Origin of the sequence: Methylobacterium sp. NEAU K, assembly GCF_030700285.1 — a bacterium.
Taxonomy (GTDB): domain Bacteria; phylum Pseudomonadota; class Alphaproteobacteria; order Rhizobiales; family Beijerinckiaceae; genus Methylobacterium.
Map to the genome: position 1 here is coordinate 45,572 of NZ_JAUYZJ010000017.1, position 16,314 is coordinate 61,885.

Here is a 16,314-nt window from a genome sequence, read left to right on the forward strand (position 1 = left end):
GTAGCAGCGCGCCGGGCCGCCGGGGGCCTAGAGGTCGCCCGGCACGCCGTAGCTCGGGGCGGCGGAGGGATCGCGGGCGCGGGTCACATAATCGTCGAGCTGCGGCTTGTAGCGCTCCCAAAGCGCGGCGAGACCGGCAATCGGGCACTCCTCGGTCCAGTCGATCCGGAGGTCCGCCACGGGCCACGGGACCTCGCGCACCAGCATCATGCCGGCCGAGTGGACGGGGCCGGCCTCACCGCCGGCAGCGAGCGCGGCCCGCATCGCTGCGATCAGGCGGTCGCCGAGGGGGCCGCTCGCTCGCCCGAAGGCCTCGACCATCGCCTGGGGCACACCCGGATCGGCCAGGAGATTGCCACCGCAGGCCACGTTCGCGGCCCGCGCCTCGGCCCAGATTCCGAGCGCCCGGGGGCCCGAATGGATCGCCGACCCTCCCTGCGCATCGACCACCAGTACCTGGCGAAAGTCCATGTGCGGCGCGGATCCGCGCAGCACTCCGATGACCTGCTCGGCGCTGGCGCCGAGACGGAGCAGGTCGAGGGCGCGGGTGCCGAGCGATGGATCGGTGACGTTCTGGCTGGCGACGGCGCCGACGCCCGCGCGGGCGTGAGCGCACCGCGCCGCGACGGCGGGGGAGGACGAGGAGACGGCGACGCCGAACATGCCGGTTTCGGCGCAGCGCGCCGCGATCGAGAATGTCATGGCACGTCGTCCGGAATGACGGCGGTGCCGTCGATCTCGACCAGCCATTCAGGTCGCGCCAGGGCCTGGACGACAAGGCCCGTCGAGACCGGGTGCACGCCGCGGATGTACTCGCCCATGGTCCGGTAGATCGCCTCGCGGTGGCGCACGTCGGTGATGTAGACCACCACCTTGACCAGATGCTCCATCCGGCCGCCGCACTCCTCGATGAGCTGGCGGATGTTCTGCATCACCTTGTGGGTCTGCTCGACGGGATCGTGGCTGGCGATGTTCTGCGCCGTGTCGAGATCCTGCGGGCACTGGCCGCGCAGGTAGACCGTCCGGCCGCCACGGGTGACGACCGCGTGGCAGAGGTCGTTGTCGAGCTTCTGTTCCGGATAGGTATCCTTCGTATTGAACGGTCGGATCCGCGTGTGCACCATCGGGCTTTCCTGGAAAGAGGGAATCGGGGGTCCGGCAAGCCGCGTCAGGCGGCCGCCTCGCGGCTCGCGGCCGCGTGGTAGGCCAGATACCGGCGCTGCGTGGCGATGTGGTCGGCGACATACGCGGCGTCGTGCCAGACGCCCCAGATGAAGCTCGATCCCCGCCGCGACTGCCAGGGCAGACCCAGAAAGTAGATGCCGGGCTCCGCCGAGACGCCGCGCTGGTGCTTTGGCCGGCCCCGCTCGTCGAAGGCATCGACGGCGAGCCACCGGTAATCCGCGGCGAAACCCGTCGCCCAGATGATGGTGGTGATCCCCGCTTCCGCCAGGTCGAGGCTCCGGATCGGGTCGGTCACGCAGGGCGAGTCCGGCACGATCGCGCGGGCCCCGGGGTCGTCCGGGAGGTCGAGGCCGTTGCGGGCGACATAGGCGTCGGCCTCATCGAGCACCGACAGGTAATTGGCATCGCCCCGCGCGAGATTGTCGACGAGATCGGGCGCGAAGGTGAGCACGCCGTCGCGGCAGGATTCCGTCCGGCCGACGAGGAGCATTCCCTGCGCCGCGAGCCGGCGGAAATCGACCGTCTCGCCGCCGCGGGCGCCGCTGACCGCGATGGTCACGTGCTCGGCACCGGGGCCCGGGGTCGCGGCGTCCCATTTGCCGAGGACGCCGAGCCACCAGCAGAAATCGCGCCCGCGATAGACCCGTGGCGGACGGTCGTGCGGCCCGACCGATAGATAGACCGTCCGGCCGGCGCGCAGCAATTCGTCCGCGATCTGGCCCCCCGACGAGCCCGCGCCGACGACGAGAACGGCGCCTTCCGCCAGATCGCGGGGATTGCGATAGCCGCTCGAATGGATCTGGGTCAGGCCCGGTGTCTCTGGGACCAGGGGCGGGATGACCGGGTTCTGGAAGGGCCCTGTCGCCGCCACCACGCTCAGCGCCTCGATCACGCCCGTCGACGTCTCGACGCGGAAGCCGGGGCGCCGCGCTAGCTTGCGGACCTCGCGCACCTCCACGCCGCAGCGGATCGGCGCATCGACCATGCGGGCATAGGTCTCGAAGTAATCGGCCACCTGCTCCTTGCCGACGAACGCATCGGGATCGGTGCCGGGAAACTCGAGGCCGGGGAAGCGGTCGTGCCAGGCGGGGCCGTTGGCGACCAGCGAGTCCCAGCGGGCGGAGCGCCAGCGCTCGGCAATCCGGCCCCGTTCGAGCACGAGATGGCCGATGCTACACCGGCTCAGATGCTCGCTCATCGCCACGCCCGCCTGGCCGGCACCGACGACCAGCGTATCCACCGTCTCGACAGACATCGTTGACTCTTCCGGTATTGGTCGCTGAGACACGTCCACCGGCACGTTATCTTTCGGACCAGACCTCGCCCATTACATTTCGGGTTGGCCGTGCTTCGGTTTTCCCGAAATGCCGCGACACACCTGCAGGCGGAGGGTGGAGGCGCTCACGCCGCCAGCCGGTCGAGGAGGCGGTCCATCATGGCGTCGCACGCCGCGAGTTGCGCGAGGGTGACGAACTCGTCGGGCTTATGCCCCTGGTCCATAGAGCCCGGACCGCAGACGAGGGTCGGCGTGCCGAGGTGGCCGGCGAAGAGCCCGCCTTCCGTGCCGAAGGCCACCTTGTGGGTCTCGCCGGACCCGACCAGGGAACCCAGAAACGCCACGGCCTCGGAGTCGACGGGCGTCGCGAGGCCGGGATAGGCGTTGAGCCGCTCGATCGCGATGCGGGCCTCGGGAAAGTCGGCCTGCTGCGCGGCCGCGATCGCCTCGCCGGCGGCGACGATCTCGGCGAGAATCGTCTCGGGATTGTCCGCCGCGACGTTGCGGATCTCGAAATCGAGGGTGCAGCGGTTCGGCACGATGTTGAGCGCGGTGCCGCCCGCGATCTGTCCGACATGGATCGTCGTGTAGGGCACCGCGTAGTCGGGGTCGCGGGCGCCGCTCTCGGCCAGTGCATCCTGGCGGGCGCGCAGGGCGCCGACGACATCGCAGGCGAGATGGATCGCGTTGAGGGCCTGCGGCGCGAGGGCCGAGTGGCCGGCGACCCCGCGGCAAGTGGCGCGGGCGGCCAGCTTACCCTTGTGGCCGGTGGCGATGCGCATTCCGGTCGGCTCGCCGACGATGGTGAGGCGCGGGCGGAAGCCCCGTGCGGCGAGGCGGTCGATCAGGGAGCGCACGCCGACGCAGCCGATCTCCTCGTCGTGACTGAAGGCGAGGTGGAGGGGCACGGCGAGATCGCGGCCGGCGGCCCGCATGGCCATCGCGAGGGCCGAGGCGACGAAGCCCTTCATGTCGGCGGCGCCGCGGCCGTAGGCGCGCCCGTCCGCGATGCGCAGCCGGAACGGATCGCTCGTCCAATCCTGGCCGGTGACCGGCACGACGTCGGTATGGCCCGACAGCATGATACCGGGGCGGTCGCTCGGCCCGATCGTACAGAAGAGGTTGGCCTTGCCCCCGTCTTCGGCCTCGACAAGTTCGGCAGCGATCCCGTGCTCGGCGAGGACGGTGCGCACGAAGTCGATCAGGGGTCGGTTCGGGCCCCGGCTCACCGTCTCGAATGCAATCAACCGATCGAGCAACGTGAGCGTGTCCATCGCGTCCCCTTCCCGGCTTGCCTGCCTCGCCGTGACGGCGATCACAGGTAGAGATGCCGGACGGCGTCGGTGTCGAGAAGTTCGCGGGCGCTGCCGGCCGCGACGACGCGGCCCTTCACCAGCATGACGCCCCGATGAGCGATCGAGAGCGCCGTCTCGGCATTCTGCTCAATGAGGAGGACCGTCGTACCCTGTCGGTTCACTTCGGCGACGGTGTCGAAATATTCGTCGATCAGCTTGGGCGAGAGGCCGAGCGATGGCTCGTCCATCACGACGAGCCGCGGCTTGCCGATGAGGGCCCGGGCGAGCGCCACCATCGCCTGCTCGCCGCCCGAGAGAGTCCCCGCCCGCTGCCCGATGCGCTCGCGCACGCGGGGGAACAGCTCCAGCATCTCCTCTAGCCGGGCGGCGAAATCGCTGGCGCGCTGCGCCTCGAAGCCGAGGCGGATGTTGTCGCGGACCGTGATGTCGGCGAAGAGCCGCCGTCCCTCCGGCACGAAGCCGACCCCGAGGCCGCTCAGCGCCTCGGTGCGCAGGCCGGCAATGTCCTTCCCCATGATGCGCACGCGCCCGCGCGCCAGCGGCAGGAGGCCCGACAGGGCGCGGAAGGTCGTGGTCTTGCCGGCGCCGTTGGGCCCCAGGATGCAGACCAGCTCGCCCTCCGCCACCTCGAAGGAGACGTCGCGCAGCATCGCGACCGCGCCGTAAGTGGTGTCGACGCCCTCAAGCGTGAGCATGCCGGACCACCTTTCTGCCGAGATAGGCTTCCTGCACCCGGGGGATCTGGCGCACGTCTTCGTAGGTACCTTCGGCGAGCTTCTGGCCGTAATCGAGCACCAGCACGCGGTGCGGCAGGGATGCGACGAGGCGCATGTCGTGTTCGATGATCATGAGTGCGAGGTTCGGCCGCTCCGCACAGATCGCCCGGATGTCGGCCATCAGCGCGTCGGTGTCCGCGTCGTCCATGCCGGAGGACGGCTCGTCGAGGAGGAGCACTCGCGGCTCGCTCGCCAATGCCCGGGCGATCTCGAGGCGCCGCCGGTCGGCCTGCGGCAGTTCGGCGGCCGGGCGGTGGCGTTGCGCGTAGAGATCGCGGGAGACAGCCTTGAGCAGGGTGGCTGCGCGCTCGGCCGCGTCGTGCAACTCGGCCTGCGCGCGGCCCCGGCGCAGGATGGCGTCGAGCAGGCCGCTTCTCATGTGCGCGTGCCGGCCGATCACGACGTTGTCGATCACCGAGAGGTCGCCGAACAGGCGGCTCGACTGGAAGGTGCGCGCGATACCCCGGGCGACGATCCGGTGGGCGGGCATCCCGTCGATCCGCTCGCCTGCGAGCCGTACCGTCCCGGAGGACGGCTTGTAGAGCCCGGTGATGATGTTCAGGAGCGTCGACTTGCCGGCCCCGTTCGGGCCGATGATGCCGAGGATCTCGCCCTGTCGCAGGGTGAAGTCGACCTCCGCCATCGCCACGAGGCCGCCGAAGCGCATGGTGAGGTTCTGTCCCTCCAGGACGACGGGGACCGCGTCGGTGGCGCGCATGGTCAGGCTCCGTAGCGACGCAGGCGCTGCGGGAAGATGCCCTGCGGCCGGATCATCAGGAAGGCGATCACCGTCACGCCGAAAAACAAGATCCGGTAATCGGAGAAGGCGCGCAGTTTCTCCGGCAGCAGCGTGAGCAGGAAAGCGCCGACGATGACGCCGAGCGTGTTGTCCATGCCGCCGGCGATGACCATCGTCATGATGGTCACCGAGACCAGGAAGGTGAAATTGTCGGGCGAGATGAAGCCGACGTAGAACGCGTAGATCGTGCCGGCAAACCCCGCCAGGAACGCATCGACCGCGAAGGCCAGGACCTTGTACCAGGTCGTGTTGATGCCCTGACAGCGCGCCGCGAGCTCGTCCGCCCGGATCGCGTTCCATGCGAGACCCACCCGCGAATCGTGCACGCGCCGGGCAAACAGGATCGCGATCCCGACGAGCACCGCCGAGAGATAGTAGAAGTTCGCCTGCGACGGCAGCTCGTAGCCGAAGATGACCAGTGGCGCGGCGAAGGAATGCCCGAACAGCTCGGGTACCGGGATGCCGACGAGGCCGTTCGGGCCGCCGGTGAAGTCGAGGTTGTTCAGGAGTTGGTGGATCACGACGCCGAAGGCGATCGTGACCAGCGCCAGATAGCTCTCCCGCGTGCGCATCGAGGGAACGCCGAGCAGGAATCCGAAGAACGTGGCGACGATCGCGGCGGCCGGCAGGGCGAGCCAGAAGCTGACGTCCCAGTTCAGCGCCAGGAGCGCCGAGGCGTAGGCGCCGATCCCGTAGGAGGCGCCGGTCGCGAAGTTCGGGATGTTGGCGCTGCCGAGCTGAAAGTTCAGCGCCAGCGCCAGCACGGCGTAGAGCTGCGCCAGGACGAGGAGGTGCAGCGCATAGGTGCTCCTCTCCACGACGAAGGGGAAGGCGAGGACGATGACGAGACCGAGCAGGATGGCGAAGCGCGCCTGATCGGCGAAGGCGGTCTCGATCCGTGCCTCCAAAGCCGGGCGATACTGCATGGCGACGAGCGCGGCGCCGAACAGGACGAGCAGCGCGACGACGACGCGCCAATCCTCGGCGAGCAGGAACTGGCGCAGGAACAGGGCACCCGCGATCTCGATCGCTGCGACCAGGGCGATGGCCCGGGGCGCTGTGACGGCGGGGCTGGCGACGGCCGCCGGGGCGGGATTCGACGCAGGGGTCGATGCGAACATCGTCTCAGACCTTCTCGACGACGGTGCGGCCCAGGAGCCCGCTTGGACGAAAGACCAGCACGGCAATCACCAGCAGGAAGACGAAGACGAGGCGATAGGAGGCGCCATTCGGGATGGTGGCCTGCACCAAGGTGTCGATGCCGGCGATGAGCAGGCTGCCGATGATCGCGCCCGGCATCGAGCCGAGGCCCCCCGCCACCGCCGCCGAGAAGCCGATGAGCCCCACATCGATGCTGAAATCGAAGCGGACGATGCCCGCGTAGCCCGCGAAGAACAGGCCGCCCAACGCGCCGATGGCCGATGCGATGAAGAAGGTGAGCAGGAAGATCCGCTCCGGCGAGATCGCCATGAGGCGTGCCGCGTCGCGGTCCTGCGACACTGCCCGGATGTGCAGGCCGAGCCGGGTCCGGCCGAGAACCAGGAAGAGGCTGCCCACGCACAGGACCGACACCGTGATCGCCACGAGGCTGAACAGCGGCACCGCGGTCCCGAACAGGTCGATGCTGCCCGTGAAGAGGCGCGGGATAGCGTGGGGGTTCGAGCCGTTCGGAAACACATGCCGTATCAGCTCGCGCAGCACGATGCCGAGGGCGACGGTGGCCACCAGCGCCATCATGGCGGGCGCGTTACGGAACCGCTTGATGATCGTGGCGTAGAGCGCACCGCCCAGGGCACCCGTCACCAGAACTGCGAGCAGAGCCGCCAGCGCGAACCCGACCGGGAGCGGGGCCACTCCGAAGGCGCCGCCGAGCACCGGCACGATGGCGAGCGCCAGGAACGGCGCCGTCAGTGCGACGTCCGCGTGCGAGAAATGGATGATATTGAGCACCCCGAAGAGCAGGCTGAAGCCGACGGCAATAAGGGCGTAGATCGCGCCGAGAGTAATGAAATTCAGGAGCTGCTGTGTGATCTGCGCGGCCATATACTCCCTCGCCCGAACGTGCGGCTGGCCACGCGGGTGCCGGCTCTTCCGCGGACCGTAGACCGGGGAAGGGAGGGACAGGGGTTAAATTTTTTGAACCTGCGCTTCGCCGCAGCGAAAGGAACAGGCGCTCCGGCGCCCTCGCAGCTGCTTCGGAAAAAAAGCACCTCGGCTTCCAAACATCCGATTTGCCTGCGGTATCGAAGAACGGATGCTTGAGCGTGGGCCGCCGGAGGGTCGCCCGAGCCGACGCGCCCGCCGCGGGCGCCTTTGAGGGAGGGGTCAATGCGCTCTAGATCCAGGTTTCTTGCGGGCCGGTTTGGCGCTGTCCTCGCGCTGGCGACCGCCGCGATCCTGGCCGGCGGCGCGAGCGGCGCGTTCGCCCAAGAGAGCGTGAAGATCGGCTTCATCGGCCCGCTATCGGGCGGCAATGCCCAGCAGGGTCTCTCCGCACGCAACGGCTTCCAGCTCGCGATCGACCAAGCCAACGCCGCGGGCCTGCCCTTCAAAATCGAGCCGGTCATTCTCGACGACGCCGCCAATCCGCAAACCGGCGTGTCCGCCGCCTTGAAGCTGACGAACGACAGCCAGGTCGTTGCGGCGACCGGGCACTGGAACAGCGGCGTCGCGCTCGCGACCATCCCGGTCTTCCAGCGCGCCGGCGTCCCCTTTGTCGTCTGGGGCGCGATCTCGCCAAAGATCACCGAGCGCAACAACCCCATGATTTCCCGGGTGGTGACGACGCTGGTCAACACCAACGAGCCGCTGGCCGCCTGGGCGGCGAAGAACATCGGTAAGTCGATCGCCATTGTGTCCGACACGAGCGATTACGGGGCAGCGAACACGAAGAATTTCGAGAAGTTCTACACGGCGGCAGGTGGCAAGATCGTCGCCACGGAGGCCGCGCCGGTCGGCACGACCGATTTCCGAGCGCTGCTGACCAAGATCAAGCCCTTGTCGCCGGACGCCATCTATTTTGGCGGCGTCGTGACGGAGGCCGCCCTCGTCCGCCAGCAGATGGCGGAACTCGGAATGACCGCGCCCATGATCGGTGTCGACGGTTTCCACGACGCCGAGTTCATCAAGATCGCAGGCCCGGCGGCTGAAGGCACCATCGCCGGCATCGCGAAGGAGAAGGGCAATCCGCAACTCGCGAAGCTGACGCAGGATTACCAAGCGGCCAAGTTCTCCGAGCCTGCGACGACCTACACGAAGAATGCCTTCGACGCGGCCAACATCATCATCGAAGCGTTGAAGAAGGCGGGCACGAAGGACAAGGCCGCCATCGCGAAGGCGATCCGCGAGACGCAGTACGACGGCGCCATGGGTCACACCAGCTTCGACGAGAATGGCCAGACCAAGCTTCCGGTCGAGCTCGAACTGCGCGCCGTAAAGAACGGCAGCTGGACGACACAGTAAATAGAACTCGGTTGCAATAAATTCTACTGCGCCTCACGAAGGCACGGCAAAGTATAGCCGGCGATGGGTCTCCAATCTCGCGTGTTTGGGGACACTTTTTGAGGACGGGCAGGCAACGCCTCGCGTATCGGGGCCTCTCGGACTATGTTCGGCTCGGAACACGATGATCCACTGATCTCGCGACTGCGGGCTTCGTACCGGCGGCTCCTCGTGCCGAGCGCTCAGTCGTCACGGATGAGAGACCATCGTTGGTGCGATTCAGGCACTTAATCATCGCGTCGCAATGTTGAACCGCCCCGGGTTTCCCGGAGGCTCCAACTCTTGAGAGACTGGAGCCATGACGAAGCATACCCCACCCTTTTCTCCTGAGGTCCGCGAACGCGCGGTGCGGATGGTGCTGGAGCACCAGGGCGAGCACGACTCGCAGGATGGAGCGCTCCGCTCGATCGCCGCCAAGATCGGCCGCTCCGGTGAGACGCTACGCAACTGGGTGAGATAGGCCGAACGTGACTGGGGCGTGCAGGCCGGGCAGACGACGGACGAGCGCGAGCGGATCAAGGCGCTGGAGCGGGAAGTGCGCGAACTCCGGCTGGCCAATGAGATCCTGAGGAAGGCATCCGCTTATTTTGCGGTGGCGGAGCTCGACCGCCGATCACGGAGATGATCGCCTTCATCGACGAGCATCGCGCCACTGGCGGGGTCGAGCCGATCTGCAGGGTCCTGTCGATCGCCCCGTCGACGTATCACGCCCATGCTGCGCGGCGGCCGATCCCGCAAGGCTACCGGCCCGAGCCAGGCGGGATGCGGCGCTCATGAACGAGATCCGGCGCGTGTAAGAGGCCAACTTCCGGGTCTACGGCGTGGGCAAGGTCTGGCGGGAACTCGCCCGCGAGGGGATCGCGTTGGCGCGGTGCACGGTGGTCCGGCTGATGCGGACGATGGGCCTGCAAGGCGTCGTCCGAGGACGCAGAGTTCGCACGACCGTTCTCGACCCGGCCGCGGCTTGCCCGCTCGACGGGTCAACCGGCAGTTCAAGGCCGAGTGCCCGAACCGGCTATGGGTCGCGGATTTCACCTACGTGGCGACCTGAGGCGGCTTCGTCTACGTGGCCTCCGTGATCGACGTCTTCGCCCGCCGGATTGTGGGCTGGCGCGTGTCGCGCTCAGCCTGGGCGGACTTCGTGCGCGATGCCCTTGAGCAGGCCCTGCACGAGCGCCGCCCCTTCGCCGGCAGCGGTCTCGTCTGTCACTCCGACCGCGGATCGCAATACGTGAGCATCCGCTACACCGAGCGCGTCGCCGAGGCGGGCATCGAACCCTCCGTCGGCAGCGTCGGCGACACCTACGATTAACGCTCTCGCCGAGACGGTGATCAGTCTGTTCAAGGCCGAGGTGATCTACCGACGCGGGCCGTGGCGCTCGTTCGAGGCCGTCGAGTTCGCCACCCTCGAATGGGTGGAGTGGTTCAACCACCGCACGTTGCTTGAACCGATCGGCAACATCCCTCCCGCCGAGGCGGAAGCGCGCTAATATGCCCAGGCCGAGGTCCAAGCCTTGGCCGCTTGATCCAAACCAAACTGCCTCCGAAAATCCCGGGGCGGTTCAGTCGCTGACGATCGCCCGCTCTTGCGTGTCCGCCAGCCGGCGCGTGCCGAAGCGGTCCTGCAGCGCCCGTTGCTCGGACGTGTAGAAGCTTCCCATCGCGAGCCTCCTCAGGCCAGAACCGGTCGGGTCTGAGGGTTTACCTCCGCCTGCCTTTCTCTCCTGGCCCGCACGACCGCGAACAGGTCCTCGATCCGGCGCTGTTCGTCGGCCGAGTGCGGGAGCAGATAGGCGCAGGCGACGTAGACGAGCAGATTGACGACCAGGCCGAAGCAGCCGGAGGTCAGGCCATAGCCGAAGGGCAAGTGCCCGCCATAGGCGAACTCCAGCCCGACCGCGGTGACGAAGCCCAGGATCATGCCGGCGAACGCGCCCTGCCGGTTCCCACGCTTCCAGAAGATGCCGAGGAACTGCGGGACCGAGAGCTGGATGATGCCCTGGTAGGCCAGCACCGCCAGCGAGAACAGCGCCGGCAGCGTCAGGGTGGCGAGCCAAGAGGCGAGCAGGGTCAGCAGCAGCATGCCGACCTTGGCGATGACGATCATCTGCCGCTGTTCGAGCTGGACATAGTTGCCGACGAGGTCGTTGGCGAGCTGCGCGCCATAGGCCTGTATGTTCCCGTCCGTATGCCCCATCGAGGCAGCCAGCAGCACGACGCCGGCAAGGCCCAGCAGCACAAGGCCGCCGGCCTGCTGGGAGACGATGAACCAGACGTCGTCGGGCTTGGCCACCGCCTCTGGCACTTTCGAGGCGAGCATGCCGAAGATCAGCAGCGCCACCCCAAACATGAAGGTCAGCGGCACGGCGAGGGCGGCCGACTTCTTCAGGGTGTGGACGCCATCGGCCGTGAATAGGCGCACGAAGATGTAGGGCCAGCACCAGCCGCCGAGCGCGCCGGTGAACATCAGCGCGAAAAGATAGAGCGGACCTTCCTTGGACCCGAAGCTCGGGATCGCGAACATCTTCGGGTCGAGTGTGGTGAGGGTGCTGCCACGAGCTACCATCAGCCAGACGATCAGCGCGACGAGCATCAGGCCGCCGCCGATATAGGCAACGATGCCTTGCAGGTAATCCGAGATGACGACGCCGCGCATGCCCAGGCGCACCGTCCAGACCTGCCGCAAGGCGATGACGAGCACGCCGACAACCACCGAGATCGAGAACGACAGCGCGCCGAGCGACATGGCCTGGAACAGGTTGCCGAGCGCCTGCATGCCGAGCACTAGCCAGGGCAGGCCCGAAACGATGCCGATCAGGGCGGCCACTGTGCGGATGTGGCGCGATCCGTAGCGCAGCGCGAACAGGTCGCCCTGGGTGCGCAGATCGTAGGCCTTGCCCCAGATCCAGACGGGCCGGGCGAGCACGAACAGCAGCACCACGGTCAGGAGCGAGTAGGACAGGACGTAGAACGACATCACCCCGGCCGTGACCGAGAGCGCGCCGAAGGCGGTGAACATCGAGCCCGGGTACCAGGTGTTGAGGAACGACATCGCCTGGTAGCGCGCGCCGAAAGACCGGCCGCCCACGGCGTAGTCGGTGAAGGATTGGTCGACAGTGCGGTTGCGTTGGAGCACCCAGACGACGCCGGCGAAGAACAGGGCGAGCATGCCGAAGGTGACGATCATGCCGCACTCCTGGCATCGGCCGCGTCGAGCAGGTAGGCGGCGATCAGGCTCGCGGTGATGCACAGGCTGACGGCGAGGAAGTAGAAGAGGGCGGTCGGGATCCCGGCAATTGGGGTCGTGCGGCCGTCAGCCGCCCAGTAGAGCGGCGGGGTTAGCGCGACGATGGCGTCGAGCGCGAACCACAGTTTGACCATCCCGCGCCGGAGTGGCGCAGGTGAGCCTTGTTTCAGCATGGCGTTTCCTCGTTTTATTGTTCTAGTGAAGCACGGGTTCGAGCTTGTCGAAGCAGCTCGGCCAATCCTCTCGGTAGGCTTCGCGGACATCGGCACGGGCGATCCGCCTGTGGGTCAGGCGCATCTCGCTGGTGCCGTCATCCTGTGGGATGAAATCGATCTGGAGCAACGTCTCCTCGCCCGGCAGCAAGTCGAGGGGGCCGTCATAGATCCAGGTCTGGACGATGCGCCGGCCCGGTTCGAGCTCCTGATAACGGCCGCTGATCCGGTGCTGTGCGCCGTCCGGCCCGCGGGTCCACAACTCGAAGCGTCCGCCGACCCGGAGATCGGTCTCGGCCTGCTCGACCACGTTCGCGCCAGGCGCGAGCCAACGCTGGATCATCAGCGGGTCGGTCCAGGCCCGGTAGAGCTTATCGCAGGTCGCCCGGAACGTGCGGATGAGGACGACGGCGGCGTCAGTGTCGGTCATCATCGTTCTCGGCGTTCAGCAGATCGTCGAGAGCATCGAGCCGTGCGTCCCAGAAATCGGTGTAGGTCCGCAGCCAGGAGAGCGCTCGCACGAGGGGTTCGCGCTCAAGCGAGCAGCGATGCACCCGGCCTTCGATCTCGCGATGGATGAGTCCAGCCCCTTCCAGCACCTTCACATGCTTGGAGGCGGCGGCCAGCGACATGGCGTAGGGCTCGGCGAGTTCGGAAACGGTGCGTTCACCGGACGCGAGCTGATGGACCATGGCCCTGCGCGTTGGATCGGCGAGGGCATGGAAGACGCCGTCCAGGGCCGACTGCGGTTGCTCAACCATATGGTTTATAATTGCAGGACGGTCTGGTGAGCGCAAGAGGTCAATCTGAAATTCCTGGCCGCTCGGAAGCGGATCGTCGCAAACGACCCTTCTCGGGCATGCTGAAGATCGCCAGAGCTTCCCAAAAGCGGTCATATGTCGGCCGCCGTTCAAGGTCGGCTTGGGGCGGATAGCAGCTTTTCGGCTATCGCGCGACGAAGGTCCGATTCAAGCCAATCCCAGATATTCAGCCGCCTGAGACTCTGATCCGTAAGCGACCTTCTTACTTTGCCTTGAGCGATACGCCTAAGGAGTGCCTACGGACCGTCCGAAGCGAAGCTTCGCCGTCTGCGCGGGTATGGAACGCTTATAGGAGCAAATGCCCGCGGCCAACATTTTGTTGGCTCAAAATCGATTGGCGCCTTAGCAACATTTCGACACGTCCAGTCGCTGCCGATGACTAAATTGTCGGCAGAATAAATACACAATTTATTGGAATATATTCACCTACGTCTTTTTGCCGAATTTATGATACTTACGTATGCCTATATTGGCTAACAAGAATAATCCGGTTTATGCGTCGGGACAATTCAAACTGATGGAAGATTCAGATGGACATTCAGGCGCCTTCCATTTCCAAAAAATCCTTCCTACAGAAGATCGCAAATATCATTTTGATTCCCCTTCAGGATGCGCAGGGAATGCATGCGGATCCTGAGGAACAGGCCGTCCCTGATCCAGCAGCTTGGACCAAATCCCAGCGGGAGGCCTGGCAGAGCGTCGAAATGGAGCTGTTCCGTGACGCTATCCGGATTGGAACATTGAGAATACGGGAGTCCGTGCTCAACGATCTTTCGGCCTATTATCAAATCTCGTCTGAAGAATGCAGAGAGAAATGCCTGCATTGGGAGAAATGGAGCGTTGAGGAATGGAAATCGGCGGACAGGACTACAAATCTAGGCATACGCGATTTCTATAACACAACAAAATCATGGTCCTTCGACTTAATGTGGTATGCTTATCTACAAGCAACTGGTCATAGTTTTCCAGCCGCAGTTATGACATCGAGATTTGTATTGGAACATAGCAGCGGGCGGCGGCACCTCGATTTCGGATCCGGCGTGGGCGTCACCAGTCAGCTTTTCCGGCGTCTTGGCTTCGAGACCAGTCTCGCAGATGTATCGTGTCCGCTCCTGGATTTTGCCCGCTGGCGGCTTGAGCGCCGCGGTGACACCGCAAGATACATCGATCTCAACAATGAAACGCTGCCTGAGAACACATACGACTGTATTACCGCCCTCGATACGCTTGTCCATGTGACTGATTTTGATGACACCATCGATCAGCTGCATCGAGCGCTCCACGCTGGCGGATGGCTATTCGCAAATTTTGATATCCGGGCACGTGACTCTGAGGCTAGCGCATCCCACCTCTATCATGATGCCATAGATCTCGACTGCCGACTTCAGAAACGAGGTTTTATTAATATAACAACGCTTAACTCTGTTACGCATTGCTACCAGCGGATCGTTCCCGGAACGATCCGTCATAAGCTTCACAATGGCAAAAATTTCATTAGCGCCCCTATGCGGAGGTCAATATTCACACTTCAGAGAGTTAGGTTTCCGACACCCGTACGCGTGATTAAGCTCGCCTACCGTTTAGCTACCGGCCGTAAGATCGTTACAAATGAAAAATTCCTCCGCTCGTGAGTTGAATTTGTGTCCAAGCACCAGAAAAAGGTAAGCTCGGTCTCACTGCATCGACGCGTTCTCGGCTTCGATGGCCTGCGTGCTGCGGCGTTCCTGATGGTTTTTATCAGCCACAAGGCGCCAGCTCCGTGGACAGATGCGCTCGGATCCGCCGGTGTATGGTTGTTCTTCGTCCTCAGCGGCTTCCTGATCGCCCGAATCTTGGCTAGGTCTCGAGACGAGATCGAGGCCGGGACGTCGAGCTTCTCCATGGCCCTCAAAGCCTTCTATCTCAGGCGGACCGCACGCATCACTCCAGTCTATTACGTCTTCCTCACCGTTCTATCGGTGCTCGCTCTCAGGAGATTGGTCGACCTCGGCGAGGAAGACCGACAGTTGGCGAACTGGTTTTACCTCGCCAATATCTACATTGAGTGGCATGGCTGGCGAACCGATCTTGGCCACCTCTGGAGTCTCGCTGTCGAAGAGCAGTTTTATCTCGCGTTCGCGCCGCTCGCGCTCCTCCTTCCCCGACGGCATTTTGCCAAGCTCTGCCTATGTCTAATTGGCGTCAGTGTGCTGGCTCATGTCTTTCTCTGGGTGAGAGGGGCCTGGATCGTCAGCTTCGACGTCGACACCGCCGCCAACCTGGGGCTTCTGGCTCTCGGTGGCCTTGCTGGGCTCTGGGCCGAGTGTCCGCTGCCGCGCCGGCTTGCCAATGATGCTGCGATCGTTCTCGTCCTTACGGCCCTCGTGGCATTGCCGCTGGGGGTCGCGGACACGGGGTTATGGCCGGTCGTGGGCCGTCCCAGCGGACTTCTAATGGCCCTCCTGCTAGTGCAGATCATCCAATGCCAGTACAGTAGGATTGTGCGTCTCCTTGAAATTTCCTGGATCCGCGAGATCGGCCTCATCAGCTACGGTGCTTACCTGTTCCATCCGGTGATCCACGCCGATCGTCTCCTGCCGCTCGTCGGCATCCATATTCAGCTCAGACATTCGGTTATGATGGTAATTGAGCTGAGCATCACACTGGTGCTGGCTGAACTGTCCTGGCGGCTGCTTGAACGCCCTGTCCGTGCGCTCCTGCGCTCAAATCGAGTGGCGCATGCGGGGACTTGTGGGGCCGATCTGCAGATTAGGTAGCGGCATACCGCACGTGGTGAAGGCGCCTCATGGGAGGCCGTGTTATTTTTTAGCTGCAAGTTAAAATATGCAATGCCTCTAGACCGTCTTACGGAACGAAACGTTCCGAGCAGCACAGAGTTATGCGTCGGCAAAGCGATCATTTCCCCCATATCCGAGCGATACCGCGCGAGCGGCGCGGGAGCCGCCATGGCGGATGTCTGAAAATGCTGGCGGGAAACCCAGTATCCGGAAAACGCTCGCAACCGGACGTTCGGCGCCCGTGCCGTCACGAGCCGCTTGGGGTCGTGAGCGGGCGGACGGCGACGTCCGCTCTGATGCCTTTGCCGCTCGGAAGCGGACCGGCAGAAATCCACCCAATCCGGTCTTACGCATAAGGGTGGGACCCTGTTGGCGAAGTGGGCATGGTCGGACTGTCGGACGTT

General features: G+C 65.0%; 15 protein-coding genes, 1 pseudogene and 1 other annotated feature. Of the genes and pseudogenes, 4 read left to right on the top strand and 12 right to left on the bottom strand.

What is annotated here, in order from left to right; all coding sequences use genetic code 11:
* Positions 1-27: 27 nt before the first annotated feature.
* The 8 genes from Q8W67_RS15115 to Q8W67_RS15150 all read right to left on the bottom strand — a co-directional run bounded on the left by Q8W67_RS15115 (position 28) and on the right by Q8W67_RS15150 (position 7,395).
* A complete protein-coding gene (locus Q8W67_RS15115) occupies positions 28-702 on the bottom strand; it encodes a DUF1028 domain-containing protein (RefSeq protein ID WP_305546881.1) in 675 nt (224 codons plus the stop codon).
* Entirely contained in the window at positions 699-1,124 is a 426-nt protein-coding gene (locus tag Q8W67_RS15120; protein WP_305546884.1) for a RidA family protein, read from the bottom strand. The genes Q8W67_RS15115 and Q8W67_RS15120 overlap by 4 nt, the downstream gene beginning before the upstream one ends.
* A 44-nt stretch (positions 1,125-1,168) precedes the next feature.
* Positions 1,169-2,440, bottom strand: coding sequence for an NAD(P)/FAD-dependent oxidoreductase (locus Q8W67_RS15125; protein WP_305546886.1), 1,272 nt, complete (start codon positions 2,438-2,440; stop codon positions 1,169-1,171).
* Positions 2,441-2,586: 146 nt separating this feature from the next.
* Positions 2,587-3,735: an acetylornithine deacetylase gene (gene argE, locus Q8W67_RS15130; protein WP_305546888.1), complete on the bottom strand. Its 1,149-nt coding sequence runs from the start codon at positions 3,733-3,735 to the stop codon at positions 2,587-2,589.
* A 41-nt stretch (positions 3,736-3,776) separates the two neighbouring features.
* Positions 3,777-4,472: an ABC transporter ATP-binding protein gene (locus Q8W67_RS15135; RefSeq protein WP_305546890.1), complete on the bottom strand. Its 696-nt coding sequence runs from the start codon at positions 4,470-4,472 to the stop codon at positions 3,777-3,779.
* Positions 4,459-5,271, bottom strand: a complete 813-nt coding sequence (locus tag Q8W67_RS15140; protein ID WP_305546892.1) for an ABC transporter ATP-binding protein — start codon at positions 5,269-5,271, stop codon at positions 4,459-4,461. Before Q8W67_RS15140 ends, Q8W67_RS15135 begins: the two co-directional genes overlap by 14 nt.
* A 2-nt stretch (positions 5,272-5,273) precedes the next feature.
* The gene (locus Q8W67_RS15145) at positions 5,274-6,473 is read right to left on the bottom strand and encodes a branched-chain amino acid ABC transporter permease (RefSeq protein WP_305546895.1); all 1,200 of its coding nucleotides are present in this window, start codon (positions 6,471-6,473) and stop codon (positions 5,274-5,276) included.
* Between the two features lie 4 nt (positions 6,474-6,477).
* Positions 6,478-7,395, bottom strand: a complete 918-nt coding sequence (locus tag Q8W67_RS15150) for a branched-chain amino acid ABC transporter permease (protein ID WP_305546897.1) — start codon at positions 7,393-7,395, stop codon at positions 6,478-6,480.
* A 285-nt stretch (positions 7,396-7,680) separates the two neighbouring features.
* Between Q8W67_RS15150 and Q8W67_RS15155 the strand changes: the two genes are divergently transcribed.
* Entirely contained in the window at positions 7,681-8,814 is a 1,134-nt protein-coding gene (locus tag Q8W67_RS15155; RefSeq protein WP_305546899.1) for a branched-chain amino acid ABC transporter substrate-binding protein, read from the top strand.
* Between the two features lie 337 nt (positions 8,815-9,151).
* Positions 9,152-10,343: pseudogene (locus Q8W67_RS15160) on the top strand (IS3 family transposase).
* Positions 9,433-9,549: a sequence feature (AL1L pseudoknot), on the top strand. It overlaps the preceding pseudogene by 117 nt.
* Before the next feature lie 182 nt (positions 10,344-10,525).
* Here the strand turns inward: Q8W67_RS15160 and Q8W67_RS15165 are convergent.
* Genes Q8W67_RS15165 through Q8W67_RS15180 form a run of 4 tightly spaced genes read right to left on the bottom strand, consistent with a single transcriptional unit; the run spans position 10,526 to position 13,073 of the window.
* Positions 10,526-12,040: a sodium:solute symporter gene (locus Q8W67_RS15165; protein WP_305546901.1), complete on the bottom strand. Its 1,515-nt coding sequence runs from the start codon at positions 12,038-12,040 to the stop codon at positions 10,526-10,528.
* Positions 12,037-12,273 carry a hypothetical protein gene (locus Q8W67_RS15170; protein WP_305546903.1) on the bottom strand — a complete coding sequence of 79 codons (237 nt, stop codon included), beginning with the start codon at positions 12,271-12,273 and terminating at the stop codon, positions 12,037-12,039. Before Q8W67_RS15170 ends, Q8W67_RS15165 begins: the two co-directional genes overlap by 4 nt.
* A 22-nt stretch (positions 12,274-12,295) precedes the next feature.
* Entirely contained in the window at positions 12,296-12,745 is a 450-nt protein-coding gene (locus Q8W67_RS15175; RefSeq protein ID WP_305546905.1) for an SRPBCC domain-containing protein, read from the bottom strand.
* A complete protein-coding gene (locus Q8W67_RS15180; RefSeq protein WP_305547012.1) occupies positions 12,729-13,073 on the bottom strand; it encodes a helix-turn-helix transcriptional regulator in 345 nt (114 codons plus the stop codon). The genes Q8W67_RS15175 and Q8W67_RS15180 overlap by 17 nt, the downstream gene beginning before the upstream one ends.
* A gap of 590 nt (positions 13,074-13,663) precedes the next feature.
* On the opposite strand from Q8W67_RS15180, the gene Q8W67_RS15185 reads away from it, so the two are divergent.
* Together Q8W67_RS15185 and Q8W67_RS15190 are read left to right on the top strand one after the other, a co-directional pair.
* Entirely contained in the window at positions 13,664-14,764 is a 1,101-nt protein-coding gene (locus tag Q8W67_RS15185) for a bifunctional 2-polyprenyl-6-hydroxyphenol methylase/3-demethylubiquinol 3-O-methyltransferase UbiG (RefSeq protein ID WP_305546907.1), read from the top strand.
* Between the two features lie 9 nt (positions 14,765-14,773).
* Complete coding sequence (locus tag Q8W67_RS15190) at positions 14,774-15,889, top strand: acyltransferase (RefSeq protein ID WP_305546909.1); 1,116 nt, start codon at positions 14,774-14,776, stop codon at positions 15,887-15,889.
* Positions 15,890-16,314: the final 425 nt, after the last annotated feature.

What these genes read in the sequence shown, in the direction of transcription:
- Q8W67_RS15185 (WP_305546907.1), top strand. Translation starts at nt 13,664, where the DNA reads ATGGACATTCAGGCGCCTTCCATTTCCAAAAAATCCTTCCTACAGAAG.
- Q8W67_RS15175 (WP_305546905.1), bottom strand. Translation starts at nt 12,745, where the DNA reads ATGATGACCGACACTGACGCCGCCGTCGTCCTCATCCGCACGTTCCGG.
- Q8W67_RS15150 (WP_305546897.1), bottom strand. Translation starts at nt 7,395, where the DNA reads ATGGCCGCGCAGATCACACAGCAGCTCCTGAATTTCATTACTCTCGGC.
- Q8W67_RS15115 (WP_305546881.1), bottom strand. Translation starts at nt 702, where the DNA reads ATGACATTCTCGATCGCGGCGCGCTGCGCCGAAACCGGCATGTTCGGC.
- Q8W67_RS15145 (WP_305546895.1), bottom strand. Translation starts at nt 6,473, where the DNA reads ATGTTCGCATCGACCCCTGCGTCGAATCCCGCCCCGGCGGCCGTCGCC.
- Q8W67_RS15170 (WP_305546903.1), bottom strand. Translation starts at nt 12,273, where the DNA reads ATGCTGAAACAAGGCTCACCTGCGCCACTCCGGCGCGGGATGGTCAAA.
- Q8W67_RS15155 (WP_305546899.1), top strand. Translation starts at nt 7,681, where the DNA reads ATGCGCTCTAGATCCAGGTTTCTTGCGGGCCGGTTTGGCGCTGTCCTC.
- Q8W67_RS15165 (WP_305546901.1), bottom strand. Translation starts at nt 12,040, where the DNA reads ATGATCGTCACCTTCGGCATGCTCGCCCTGTTCTTCGCCGGCGTCGTC.
- argE (WP_305546888.1), bottom strand. Translation starts at nt 3,735, where the DNA reads ATGGACACGCTCACGTTGCTCGATCGGTTGATTGCATTCGAGACGGTG.
- Q8W67_RS15180 (WP_305547012.1), bottom strand. Translation starts at nt 13,073, where the DNA reads ATGGTTGAGCAACCGCAGTCGGCCCTGGACGGCGTCTTCCATGCCCTC.
- Q8W67_RS15120 (WP_305546884.1), bottom strand. Translation starts at nt 1,124, where the DNA reads ATGGTGCACACGCGGATCCGACCGTTCAATACGAAGGATACCTATCCG.
- Q8W67_RS15125 (WP_305546886.1), bottom strand. Translation starts at nt 2,440, where the DNA reads ATGTCTGTCGAGACGGTGGATACGCTGGTCGTCGGTGCCGGCCAGGCG.
- Q8W67_RS15135 (WP_305546890.1), bottom strand. Translation starts at nt 4,472, where the DNA reads ATGCTCACGCTTGAGGGCGTCGACACCACTTACGGCGCGGTCGCGATG.
- Q8W67_RS15140 (WP_305546892.1), bottom strand. Translation starts at nt 5,271, where the DNA reads ATGCGCGCCACCGACGCGGTCCCCGTCGTCCTGGAGGGACAGAACCTC.